This is a genomic window from Ancylobacter polymorphus, from assembly GCF_030813495.1.
Classification (GTDB): Bacteria; Pseudomonadota; Alphaproteobacteria; order Rhizobiales; family Xanthobacteraceae; genus Ancylobacter; species Ancylobacter polymorphus.
Window position 1 is genome coordinate 112791 of record NZ_JAUSUI010000011.1, and the last position, 13026, is coordinate 125816.

The 13026-nt window shown below is 71.1% G+C and carries 5 protein-coding genes; 4 read left to right on the top strand and 1 reads right to left on the bottom strand.

All coding sequences use genetic code 11. From position 1 onward, the window contains the following. Nucleotides 1–4: 4 nt before the first annotated feature. Entirely contained in the window at nucleotides 5–883 is an 879-nt protein-coding gene (locus J2S75_RS20775; RefSeq protein ID WP_307022882.1) for a thioesterase II family protein, read from the bottom strand. Nucleotides 884–1047: 164 nt separating this feature from the next. Between J2S75_RS20775 and J2S75_RS20780 the strand changes: the two genes are divergently transcribed. From J2S75_RS20780 to J2S75_RS20795, 4 genes are all read left to right on the top strand, one after another. After that, nucleotides 1048–1914, top strand: a complete 867-nt coding sequence (locus J2S75_RS20780; protein WP_307022884.1) for a phytanoyl-CoA dioxygenase family protein — start codon at nucleotides 1048–1050, stop codon at nucleotides 1912–1914. Between the two features lie 425 nt (nucleotides 1915–2339). Next, the gene (locus J2S75_RS20785) at nucleotides 2340–2651 is read left to right on the top strand and encodes an antibiotic biosynthesis monooxygenase family protein (RefSeq protein ID WP_279613811.1); all 312 of its coding nucleotides are present in this window, start codon (nucleotides 2340–2342) and stop codon (nucleotides 2649–2651) included. A gap of 233 nt (nucleotides 2652–2884) precedes the next feature. After that, complete coding sequence (locus J2S75_RS20790) at nucleotides 2885–6034, top strand: non-ribosomal peptide synthetase (protein ID WP_307022886.1); 3150 nt, start codon at nucleotides 2885–2887, stop codon at nucleotides 6032–6034. 28 nt (nucleotides 6035–6062) lie between these two features. Next, the gene (locus tag J2S75_RS20795) at nucleotides 6063–13001 is read left to right on the top strand and encodes a non-ribosomal peptide synthetase (protein WP_307022888.1); all 6939 of its coding nucleotides are present in this window, start codon (nucleotides 6063–6065) and stop codon (nucleotides 12999–13001) included. Nucleotides 13002–13026 lie beyond the last annotated feature (25 nt).

The window sequence follows — 13026 nt, forward strand, 5'->3', positions numbered from 1 at the left end:
CTCTTTATGATTCGCGGACAGGCGGGAACGGGGGACGCCCGGCGGAGGCTTGCCGACGCGCAATGAGATCGCCGACCAGGGCGGCGAAGGCGACCGTCGCGCCACTCCAGGGAAAATGGCCGGCCGAAAGCATGTGGAATCCGACCGGGCCGTTGCCCACCTCGCGCCATGCCGCGCTCTCCTCGGCGGAAACGGAGGGGTCGGCAGTGAGGCGGATGACGGAAAGCGCGCAGCGCAGCGGCGTGGGATCGATGAGCCGATAGGTTTCGCAGGCAGCGAGATCGGCGCGCAGCGCCGCTTCCTCGCGCGGCCCGAGAAGGTCGCTGAGGTCGGGACCGGCGGCGCCGAAGCACTCGCGCAGTTCCGCCAGCAATTGCGCGCGCGGCAGGCGGTGCAGCGGCGCCTCCTGCGGCGGCCGGCTCGGCGAGCGGAAGCCGGAGACGACAAGATGCAGCCCACCCGCCCGGGCAGGGTCGTCCCGCTCCAGCGACCGCGCCGTCTCGAAGGCGAGCAGCGCGCCGAAGCTGTTGCCGAGCAGCGTCACACAAGGCCCGTCCGGCCCCGGCGAGGCACCGAGATCGTCGGCGATCGCGGACGCCAGCGCCCGGCCAAGAAGCCGGACATCGGCGAGCGGCGGAGCCTCATCCGCCGACATGCCGGGAACCGGGGCGTCATGGCCCGGCAGCGCGACCGTGGCGACGGCAATGTGCAGCGGCAGGGCGGCGGCGAGCCCGAGGCAGGACAGCACGCTGCCGCCGGCATGCGGCAGGCAGATGAGCACCGGCGCACCCGCCGGGCGGCGCACCCAGCGCAGCAGGATCGGCGGCGCTGCCGGGGGCGGCTCCGGCACGTTGATGCGGGCCTCGGATCGCCGCGAGATCATGACAAAATTCGCCAATGGACAGCGCCCACCGATGTGCCACACCGTGATGGCGCGGTGTGGGGGGACCATCCCTTCGCCGAACGCGTCTCGCGCGGCGCCGTCGCCGGTCGGAGCGACAGCGTCCGGGGCCAGCCCGTGCGCCGCAGCCGAATCCAGGAGGATCCATGCCGAACGACACCTCTCCCATCGACGAGGCGATGATCGAGACCCTCGACCGCGATGGCGCCATCTGCCTCAGGGGCGCTTTCGGCCCGGAATGGGTCGATCTCGCCGCCGAAGGCATCCGCCGTAACCTCGAGAGCCCCGGCGCGCTGTTCCAGAGTTTCTCGCCCAATGACAAGGGCGCCTTCTACTCCGACATCTGGTCGCGCCGGCACATTTCCGAGCTCGAAACCTTTGCGCTCGAATCGCCCTCCGCCGCCATCGCCGCGCGCTGCCTGCGCACCCCCTCCGTGCGGCTGCTGCAGGACACCTGGTTCTACAAGAGCCCCGGCACCCAGGCGCGCACGCCCTGGCATCACGACAATGTGGTGCTCGGCCCGTTCTGCTCGATCTGGGTGGCGCTCGATCCCATTCCGCGCGCCGCGGCGCTGGAATTCGTGCGGGGCTCGCATCGCTGGAACAAGCTGTTCATGCCGGCGAACTTCTTCGAAAGCGAAGAGGCGGCACTGCCGGCGGTGGAGGAATTCTACGCCCGCTACCACGGCGAATTCGACATCGCCGCGCGAGACACCTTCTCGCGCGTGCCGGACATCCAGGCCCATCGCGAGGACTACGACATTCTGAGCTGGGACATGGAGCCGGGCGATTGCCTCGTCTTCCACGCCCGCACCCTGCACGGCTCGCCCGGCAATACGCTGGACCATGACACGCGGCGCATGGTGACGCGCTGGGTGGACGAGACCGCCGTGCTGGCCCCGCATGGCCGCACCGTGGTCGATCGCCTGGTGGCGGAAGGCTTCGAGGTCGATCTCGCGGTCGGCGCGCCGATCCGCGGCAAACTCTTCCCGGTGCTCACGCCCCTTGCCTGAGACGTGGCGGGCGGCGCGGCCGGAAAGGGCACGCGCCCCCGCACCCGGCGTGCCCGAGCGGGTGCGCCGAAGGCAGGGGGGCAGCCTTTCCTTTAGGGAAGGCATCAGCAGCAACCCATCAGCAATGGCATCCGACACGCGCCCGTTGCCGCCCTCGCCACACCCCGCCGGCCGGCGTGGGCGTATATCACGCCCTCCCCGCTGCACGCGGGGGTTGACGTGCAGAGACGGACGAACCCGAAGTCTATGGAGCCGATCATGCTAACGCAGCCATGTGAAACGCGCGTGAATTGCTAGAACCTTATTGCACGGCTTGCGAGAGAATACTGAAAACGGGTCAAAAATAGACAGTTGCCCAGACGAGCGACCCGCGCTAAGCCATCATCCGCAACTCTGGCTGGAGAAGTCCTGTGGCAAGTATGTTTATGACGATCTCTCGTTGTCACGTTAAGGCGGGTAGCGAGCAGGATGCACGCGCGCTTCTCGAAAAGGAAATGCTCCCCAACGACGGCAAGAAGCCGGGCGATGTCATTGAAGGGCTGGTCGGCTTTGGACTCATGAAGTCCAAGAAGGATCCGTCCATGTATGGCATCTGCACTGTGTGGGAAAGCGAAGCTGCTTTCGACAAGATGTCTTCCAACCCGCGCGCCAAGGACGGTGGCGGCATCGTCGAGAAGCTCCAGAAGCTTTGCGACGGCGAGATCAAGGGCGAAGGTTTCTACATCGAAAGCCTCTGAAGACGTCCGGCGGCAGTTACGACTGCCGCCGGTTTTCTTTCGGCCCTCAGGGCCAATTTCTACTTTAGGTTGCCGTTCTCTGAGACCTTGCGTACAGACAAGGCGTGGGCGGCCCGGCTCTGACCCGTCAGCCATTAGGCGGCACGGAAAGCGCACGCCGGCATGAAGAATGGCGCGGCGATTACATGCCGGCCCGGAGTGCAGCACGGTGTTTTGCTGCAGAAGGTAGTGACGTGGCCCGCGGTCCCATTGAAGACATTTACGGCCTGACCGATCTTCAGCGCGCCATGCTGATACGCTGCGCGAGCTATCCCGATCAGCCCCTCTTCATGGGCCAGTGGTGGGCCCTCCTCGCCGGCCCGCTCGATGAAGATGGCTTCGCGGCCGCGTGGGCCGCTGTCATCCAGCGCCACAGCGTGCTGCGCTCGGGCTTTCACTGGGAACTCAAGGGCGATCCCGCCCAGGTGGTGGTCGCCGCGCCCAGCTTCGCGGTCGAACGGCTGGACTGGAGCGCCCGCGCGGACTGGCGCGCCGCGCTCGATGCGCTGCTGCAGGAAGACCGCACCCAGCCCTTCGATGTGCGCCGTCCGCCGCTGATGCGGGTGCGCCTCGCCAGGCTCGCGGAGGAGGGCGCGGGGTCGCGCCACCTTCTGGTGTGGACGCGCCATCACCTCGCCGTCGATGGCTGGTCGCTTGGCGAGATTCTGGACGAGGTTCTCACCCTTTATCGCGGCGGCACGGTGCCTGCCGCGCTACCTTTCCGCCGCTATGTCGAGTGGTGGCAGGGCCGCGACGCCGCCGCCGGGCGGGCACATTGGGACGCCATGCTTGCCGGCTATCAGCCGGGGGCGACCCCGCGCGTTTCGACCGCCGCCGCGCCCCGCATCGGCGAGGTCATGCGGAATCTCTCCCCCGCCGTCGCCGACCGCCTCGCCGCCCTCGCGCGCAGCGAGCGTCTGACGCTGAGCACGCTGGTCGAAGGCGCCTGGGCGCTGGTGCTCGCCCGCGCGGACGGAACCGACGATGTGGTGATGGGCTGCATCGAAACGGTGCGCCCGCCCGAACTGCTGGGAGACCAAACCCATCATCTGGTGGGGCCGCAGGTCGGCGTGCTGCCTAGCCGGCTGCGCCGCGACGCGACACCGCTGCGCCATTGGCTGGCTGAGCTGCAGCAGGCGCGGGCACGGGGACGCGACGCCGGGCCGCTGGGGCTGGATACGATGCGTGACCTGCTCGGCCTGCCGAGCGACGCGCTGCCGCTGCGCAGCCTGATCGCGGTGCAGACCTATCCGCTGGCGCTGGCGCCCGCCTTCCGCGCCGCCGGGCTTGAGCTGCTGGCGAGCGGCGACGTCACCCTGCCGGACCTGCCGCTCAATCTGATGGTGGAGATCGGCGAGAGCTTTGAACTGCGGCTGATGGTCGACGAGCTTCATGTGCCGCTGCCGCAGGCCCGGCAGCTTCTCGCCATGCTCGCCACCGCGCTGGAGCGCCTGCCTTTCCATCTCGACGCGCCCGCCAGCGCCCTCGACGTGATGCCGGAAGCGCTGCTCGCCGAGATCGCCGCCGCCCTGACGGGCAAGCCCCTGCCCCGGCCGGCAGGGACGGTGGTCGACCTGATCCTGGCGCAGATGCGCGCCCGTCCCGAAGCGCCCGCGCTCGTCGCCGAGGGCCGCTCGCGCTCCTATGGCGAACTCGGCGCAGAGGCGATCGACCTTGCCGGCCGGCTGGTAGCGGCCGGGGTAAAGCCGGGCGCGCGGGTCGCGGTCATGCTCGATCAGGGGCCCGAAGCGGTGGCCGCCATTCTCGGCATTCTATTCGCCGGCGCCGCCTATGTGCCGCTCGACCCCGAGGCGCCGGCCGAGCGCCGGACGATGATCCTCGCCAGCGCCGGCGTCGCCGCCCTCGTCACACGTCACGACCGTGCCGGCGCGGTGCCGGGTCTGCCGGTGCTGACGGTCGAGGACGCTTCCCCGGAACCCGCCGATCTCGACGCGGTGACGCGGCCGGCGGCAGAGGACGAGGCCTATGTCATCTTCACCTCCGGCTCCACCGGCCAGCCGAAGGGCGTGAGCGTCGGCCATGACAATCTGCGCACCCATGTAGCCGCCAGCGCGGCGGAAAATGCCGACCTGCCGATCGGCCGCTTCCTGCTGACCTTCCCGCTGTTCTTCGACGGCTCCGTCACCGGCCTGTTCTGCACGCTCTGCGAAGGCGGCACGCTGGTGCTGCCCGATGCCGGCGCGGCGCGCGACGCTGACCGGCTGGTCGCGCTCATCCGCGGCGCCGGCGTGACTCATGTGTGCCTCACCCCTTCTTTCTGGGGCATTCTGCTGGAGGCCGCCGGCGCAGACGGCCTGCCCGCCCTGCGCATGGCCAAGGTGGCGGCCGAGCCCTGCCCGCCCGCGCTGGTCGCCGCCCATGCCGCCCGCGTGCCCCAAGCGGTGCTGTGCAACGAGTACGGTCCCACCGAGGCGACCGTGTGGGTCTGTGTCGAACGCTGCCGGCCGGAGACAACAGGCGCCAGCGTCGCCATCGGCCACCCCATCCCCGGCACGGTTCTGCATGTGGTGGATGGCGAAGACCGCCCCTGCCCTTACGGCACCATTGGCGAACTTGTCATCTCCGGCCCGTCCGTGGCCCGCTTCTATATCGGCGCGGAGCCGGGCGTGAGCCTGCGTACGTCGTTGGCCGGCACCTCGGCCCCTGCCTATCGCACCGGCGACCGTGTGTCGCTCGCCAGCGATGGCCGGTTGTACTTTCATGGCCGCCGGGACCGGCAGGTGAAGATAGCCGGCTACAGGATTGAGCCGGGCGAGATCGAAGCGGTGCTGCTGGCGCAGGCCGGCATCCGCGAGGCCGCGCTTGTGGTCGAGGAGGGAGACGGCCGGCCCGCCCGCCTCGTCGCCCATCTCGCGCCCGACACCGGCCCGGATGAGGCGGAACTGCGCCGGGTCCTGGCCGCGCGGCTGCCGGCCTACATGATCCCGCAGGCCTTCCTGCGGCATAAGCAGCTTCCGCGCACCGCGAATGGCAAGGTGGATACCGCCGCCCTTCCCCGCGCCCCGCTCGCCGCGACTTCTGGCGGCGCGGAGCCCCCGCAGGGGCCGCTGGAAACCGCCCTCGCCACCGTGTGGGCGGAGCTGCTCGGCCTTCCCACGGTGGGCCGAAACGCCCATTTCTTCGCGCTTGGCGGCAGTTCGCTGCTGGCGATGCAGATGATCGCCCGCCTGCGCCGGGAGCTGGCGCTGCAAGCCACGCTGGCGGACCTGTTCGAAGCGCCGGAACTCGCCGCGCTGGCGCGGCGGCTCGGAGCCGCGCCGACCGAGGACCCCGCCCCGGCCCCCGTGGCGCGTGCCCGCGCCCGGGTGGAGTTGCCTTCATGAGGGCGCGACCGGCGCCGGGGCCGCGCTGATGGCCAGCGGCTATGTTGCCGGCCTCTCCTTTGGCCAGCGCCAGATCAGGATGGCGGAATTGCTGCGGCCCGGCCGCACGCTGTTCGCCATGCCCCTGCTCGTGCGCATCGAGGGGCGGATCGATTCGGACGTGCTGCGCGCCGCGCTCGCAATGGTGGCACGACGGCACGATAGTCTGCGTGCCTCCTTCCCCCTGGTGAATGGCGCGCCGGTACAGGCCGTGGCGGACGAGGTGCCGCTGCCGCTCGCTGTCATCGCCACGGGAGAGGCTTTCGACAGCCCCGCCTTTGATGCCGCCGTGGCCGCGCAAGCGCAGGCGATGGTGAACGAGCCTTTCGATCTCTCGGCCGGGCCGCTGGCGCGCTTCAGCCTGGTGAGAGCGGCGGAGGGCGGCGTGCTGGTGGCCGTGCTCCACCACATCATCAGCGACGGGGCCTCGCTCACGATCCTGCGGCGCGATCTGGTGGCGGCCTATGACGCGGCGCTGGCCAGCCGGCCGGAGGCGAGGCCGCCGCTACCGCTGCAATTTCCCGATGTCGCGGATTGGGAGCAGGAGCGGTTCGGTGCTCCCGGCCCCGCGCTCGATGCCGCCATGGCGGCGTGGCGTGCCCGGCTCGCCGGTGCTCCGGCCCGGCTCGATCTGCCCTATGATCGCGCGCAGGGTGAAGGCGGCAGCCTACGCTCGGCTCAGGCGGAGCTGCATGTGCCGGGCGATGTCGCCGCCACACTCGCCGCGCTGGCGCGGCGGGAGGGGGCGAGCGAATTCAGCCTCTACCTCGCCCTGCTGTTCGTCGTGCTGCGGCGCTGGAGCGGGCTGGACGATCTCGTCGTCACCATTCCCGCCGCGCGCCGCGACCGGCCGGACCTTGCCGACTTGATCGGGCTACTGGTCGACACGCTGCCGATCCGCGCCACCATAACGGATGAGGCGCGCTTTCCCGCGTTGCTGGGAGAGGTTCAGAACAGCCTGCGCGCGGCTCTGGCGCAGCGCGACCTGCCCTTCGAGCGCATCGTCGAGGCGAGCGGTGTCGAGCGACGGGGCGAGGCGGCGCCTTTCCTGCAGGTGCTGTTCGGTGCGGCAGAGCCCCCGGCGCCCGCCCTCACCGCGCTGGACGGCACGCGCTTCGCGATCCTGCCGGAGCAGCTCGACCAGGAAGCCAAGGCGGAACTGTCGGTGGTCTATGCCGCCGCCCCGGACGGGCTGCGCCTGTGGTGCCGCTACGATGCCATGCTGTTCGACGCCGCGACCATCGAGGCCGTGCTCGGCTGGTTCGGCCGGCTGGCACAAGCACTGGCGGTGCAGCCGGACCAGCCGGTTTTAGAGATTCCGCTGCTCTCCGCCTCTGAAGGCGCGGCGCAGGTGGCGGGTTTCAACGCCACCGCCGTTGCCTATGAACGCGAGGACAGCGCCATCGCCCTGTTCTTCCGTGACGCGGCGCGCCTCCCGGACGCGATCGCGGTCGAGGAAGACGGGCTGCGTCTCAGCTATGGCGCGCTCGCCGACCGGGTGCGCCGGCTGGCGGGCGTGCTGGCGGCGCAGGGGGTCGGTGCGGGCGAGGTGGTGCTGCTGGTGCTGCCGGTCTCCGGTGCGCTGATCGAGGCACAGCTCGCGGTGCTGGCGCTCGGCGCCGCCTATGCGCCGATCGACCCCACCTATCCGGCCGAACAGCGCGATGTGCGCGCGCGCCAGGTCGGCGCCCGCCACGCCGTGTCGCTCGACCCGTCGCAGGCGACGGAAGGATGCGCCACGCTGGGCTGGGCGGCGCTGCGTGAGGCTGCCGAGGCGGCGGCGCCGCATCCCGAGGTCGGGTTAAGCGCGCAGAGCCCGGCCTATGTGATGTTCACCTCCGGCTCCACCGGCACGCCGAAGGCGGTGAGCGTGCCGCACCGCGCCATTGTCCGCCTCGCCCGCGCGCAGGGGCTGGCCGCCCCCGGTCTGCGCGCCGCCGTCTATTCGAACCCCGCCTTCGACGCCTCGACGCTGGAAATCTGGGTGCCGCTGCTCAATGGCGGCACGCTGCTGCCGGTGGACCGCACGGTGGTGATGGACCCGCGTGCCCTGCGGCTGTTTCTTCACGAAGGACGGATTTCGCTGTTGTGGATCACCGCCGGGCTGTTCCAGCAGATCGCCGCGCTGGACCCGGCGGCCTTTGCGGGACCGCGCCTCGTGATCACAGGCGGCGACGTGGTCAATCCGGTGGCGGCGCGCGCCGTGCTGGCAGCGGGCCGCGCGAAGGGGCTGTCGCTGTTCAACGGCTATGGCCCGACCGAGAACACCACCTTCAGCACGCTTTTCGACATTGCCGATCTCGGCGTCGACGAGCTGACCATCCCCATCGGCCAGCCGATCTCCAACAGCACCGCCTATGTGCTCGATCCCGCCGGCCGCCCGCTGCCACCGGGCCTGGTGGGCGAACTCTGGGTCGGCGGCGACGGCGTCGCGCTCGGCTATCACGGCGATGCGGACCTCACCGCCGCCCGCTTCCGGCCCGATCCGTTCGCCACCGGCCCGGCGGCGCGGATGTACCGCACCGGTGACCTCGCCCGCTGGCGGGCGGACGGCAGCATCGTTTTCCTCGGCCGCGCCGACCGGCAGGTGAAGGTGCGCGGCTTCCGCATTGAGCTTGGCGAGATCGAGGCCGTGCTGGCGCTGCATCCCGGCGTCGCCGGCGCCGCCGTGCTGGCGCCGCGCCGGGCGAGCGGCGAGCGCGATCTCGTCGCCTATGTCGCGCCCAAGGTGGGCCTTGCGCTCACACCAGCCGAGTTGCGCGCGCATCTGGAAGCCCGCCTGCCCCGGCAGATGCTGCCGCAGGCTTATCTCCTTCTCGACCGCCTGCCACTCAATGCCAATGGCAAGGTCGATACCCGCGCCCTGCCGGCGGTCGAGATCGCGGAAACTCCCGCCGAAGCGCCGGTGGAGCCGCGCACGCCGGAAGAACGCATTCTCGCGCGCATCTGGGCCGATCTGCTGACGACGGCCGCCTTCGGGGTGCGCGACAATTTCTTCCATGTCGGCGGCGATTCCATCCTCACCATCCGCCTCGTCGCCCGGGCCTATGAGGCCGGCCTCGACCTCGAACTGAAGGATGTGTTCGACCAGCCGACCATAGAAGGTCTCGCCGCCATCGCCCTGAGGCGTCAGAGGGCGGTGCAGGCGCGCAGCCATGGCGCCCGTTATGGGGCGGAACTGATTGCCGCCGCCTGCGATTCCCGCAATCCCTGCCGCTTTGTCAGCGTCTCGGTGCCGGCCAGCGTGTCCACCGTCGATCTCGGCTATGCGATCGAGCGCCTCGCCGAGCGGCACGATGCGCTGCGCCTCGTACGGGTGGAGGACGCCACCGGGCGCTCGCTCGCCATATCCGATTTCCTCCCCGCCGTGCCCGTGCGCTTCGTCGATGTGCCCGCGACGACGCTCGACGATCTCGACCGCTGGATCACCGATAACAGCGCCCGGCTGGCGCGCGGCATCGACCTGGCGGCGGGGGTGACCATTGCCGCCACGCTGGTGACAGCGCAGGCGCCGGCGGCCGGAAGGGCCACCGTCGTGCTCGCACTGCATGAGGCCGTGGCGGACGACCGGGCACTGCTGCTGCTGGCGACCGAGCTTGAAGCCGCGCTGGCCGCCGGGCCGGACAGCGCCCTCCCGCCGGCGCCGCCTTTCGGCTTCTCGCACTGGCTCGCCTGGCTCGCCGACCATGCCGCAAGCCCACAGGTGCGCGCGGCGGCGATGGCGTGCGAGGCCGCCGAGGCCGAAGCGCCGCCCGATGCGTTCGCCGCCAGCTCCCCCACCCTCGCCGCCGCGCAGCTGCTGTTGGAGGCCGGCACCTCGCGCCTGCTGCTGGAGGAATTGCCCGGCCGGCTCGGCGTGTCGCTGGTCGATGCGTTGCTGGTCGCGCTCGGCGAGACGCTGGACGGGGCGCCCGCCGTCGAGCTGGTGGATGGCCGCCGCGCCCTGCCGCCGGGCACGCCGGAAGCGGCGGGCCTCGTCGGCAATCTCGACGTGCTGCTGCCCTTGCAGGCCTGCGCATCTGGGGCTCCGCTTGGCGCGCGGCTGCGCGCGGCCAAGACGGGGCGCCAGCGCGCCGAGCCGCTGGGCCTCGCCTTCAGCGCGATCCGCACCGCCTTCCACTTCGCCCCGCCGGCGCTCTATGTGGCTTTGCTGCCGGCCGCCGCGCCGGATCCGGCGATCCGCCTGCACCCGCATGCGCCGAACGTCCCGGATACGGTCCGCGCCGGACTGACGGTGCGGGTGAGCGGCGGGCGCCTCGCGCTCGGCTGGTCGGAGGCCGCGCCCGTCGAGACGGCGGAGGCTCGTCTGGCGGCCATCGCTGAGAGCCTGCGCGCCATTGCCGGCTGGACGCAAGGCCAGGCCGCGCCCTTGCTCACCCCCGGAGATTTCCCGCTTGCCGGGCTCGATACGGCGACGCTGGACGCTCTGGCCGGAGCGTGCCCCGATGTCGAGGATATCTACCCGCTCTCGCCCATGCAGGAGGCGATGCTGCTGCATTCGCTCAGCCGGCAGGGATCGGCGGTGAATTTCGAGCAGAGCTGCATGCGCTTTACGGGCGCGCTCGACAGCGCGGCGCTGCGCAAGGCATGGGCACTGGTGTTCGAGCGCCACGCGGTGCTGCGCAGCGTGTTTCGTTGGCGTGGACTGGAGCGGCCGCTGCAGCTCGTCCGCCGCAATGCCCCACCGCCGGTGGAGCTGGAAATCTGGCCGGGCTTCAGCGCGGAACGGCTGGAACAGCGGCTGGCGCAGGATCGCGCGGCAGGCTTCGACCTGGAGGCCGGCCCGCTCGCCCGGTTGATCCTGATTCGGGTGAACGCCGGCGAGGCCTATCTCATCGCCTCCTTCCATCACATGCTGGCCGATGGCTGGTGCCTCGCCCAGCTGGAGCGGGAGGCCCGCGCCGCCTATGAGGCGCTGCGGCGCGGCATGCCGCCGGCATTGCCGCCGCCGGCCCGCTTCCGCGACTTCATCGCCTGGACCGCGACGCTGGAGCGCGAGGGCCTGCGCGCGGCCTTCGTGCCGCTTCTCGCCGGTGCGCCCGCGCAGCCGGCGCTGCATCCGGCCGGCAATGGCGCGGCAAGCTATGTCACCCTCCGCCGCCCGCTGCCGGTGGAGCCGAGCAAGGCGCTGAGCGATCTCTCGCGCCGGCGCGGCCTCACGATCGCCGCCCTCGCGCATCTCGCCTGGGGCCTGTGGACCGCCGCCCGGCGCGGGGTGGCGGACACGGTTTTCTGCACCACCGTTTCCGGCCGGCCGCCGCAGGTGCCGGGCGTCGAGCAGATGGTCGGCCTGTTCATCAACAACCTGCCGGTACGGCTGCGCTTTTCGCCTTCCAGCCCGCTGCTGGCTCTGGCGCAGGAGATGCAGCGCCAGATCGCCGCTTTGCAATCGCAGGCGCAGCTGTCGCTGCGGGAGGTCGCCGAGGCCGCCGGGGTTGCCGATCGCGCCTCCTGCCTGTTCGACACGTTGCTGGTGGTGGAGAACATGCCGGCGGGCTCGGACGCCTGGACCGGCGCCGGCGGGCTGCGGGTGGAGAGCGTGCACAATGCGCTGAAATCCGCCTACAGCCTCACCGGCGTGGTGGTGCCGGGCGAGCGGATCGGGCTTTCCCTCGTGCTGCCGGACCTCGATGGCACCGCCACCATTCGAGGCGAGGCGATGATCGAGGAATTCGCCGCCGTCTTCGCCGCTCTGCCCGGCCTCATCGACGGGACGGTCGCCACCGTGCCGCTGCCGGCTGCCGCTCCCCTGCCGCCTGCGGAAGAAAGCCCGGACATCAACGACGCGTCGGCGCCGGACGCTGCGCCACTCGCACCGCCCGCCGACGCTACCGAGGCAGCGGTGCTGGACGTGCTCGCCGCGTTGCTCGGCCCCCGCCTGGCGCGCTCCGGGGACGTGCTGGCGGCCGGTCTCACCTCGCTCGGCCTGGCCACAGCGGCGGCCCGGCTGTCGGAACGGCTTGCCCGCCCCGTGCCGGTCACGGCGCTGATCGAGCATCGCAGCGCCGCCGCGCTGGCGCGGGCGCTCTCCCGGCAGAAGGCCGGGGCGACGGCGTGGGATGCGGTGGTGCCGCTTACCGGCGGGGAGGACCCGCCTTTCATCTGTGCCCACCCCATCGCCGGCGATGTCAGCGCCTTCCTCGATCTGGCCCGGGCCTTTCCGGCGGATATTCCCTTCTGGGCCCTGCAGGCGCCGGGGCTGGAGAAGGGCCAGGAACCGCCCAACGGCGTCGCGGCGCTGGCCGCCGCCAATCTCGACGCGCTGGCCCGAAGGGGCGTCGCCGCCCCACGCTTCCTCGGCGGCTACTCATTCGGCGGCATCGTCGCCTATGAGATGGCCTGCCAGCTTCACGCGCGCGGCACGCCGCCCGAACGGCTCGTCATCATCGACACGCCCGCCCCGCTCGGCAGCCGCTCGGTGCTGCCGGAGGATCCCGAACGGGCGCAGGCACAATGGCTGCTGCGGATGGCGCAGGTCCGCGCCCGCCACCATGAGGCCCCGCTCGCCCTCAGCATGGAGGAATTGCTGGCGCGAACCGGAGAGGCGCGCTTCGCCCTCGCCTGCGCGCGGATGCGGCAAGCCGGGTTGATCGCGCCGGAAGCCGACACCGCCTGGCTGCGCCGCGCCTATCGCGCCAGCCGCGCTCTCTATGACGCCTTCCTGACCTATGCCCCTCCCGAGAACGCTCCGCGGAACCTGAAGCTGTGCCTTGTGCGCGCTTCCCATCCCGCTGGCGGTGATCTGAGCGAGGCCGATCGGGCCGTTCTCGCCGCACCTGATATGGGCTGGTCCCGGCTTAATGATCACGTGCTCGGCGTGCGCGAGGTTCCAGGCGATCATGTGTCCATGCTCTCCGGCGCGGCGGCGGCCCAAACGGCTGGGGCCATCGCCTCTTTTCTCGACATGTCCTCCGCTGTGCGCAGGTAGGATGACGCCATGGGGAAGGCGCGAT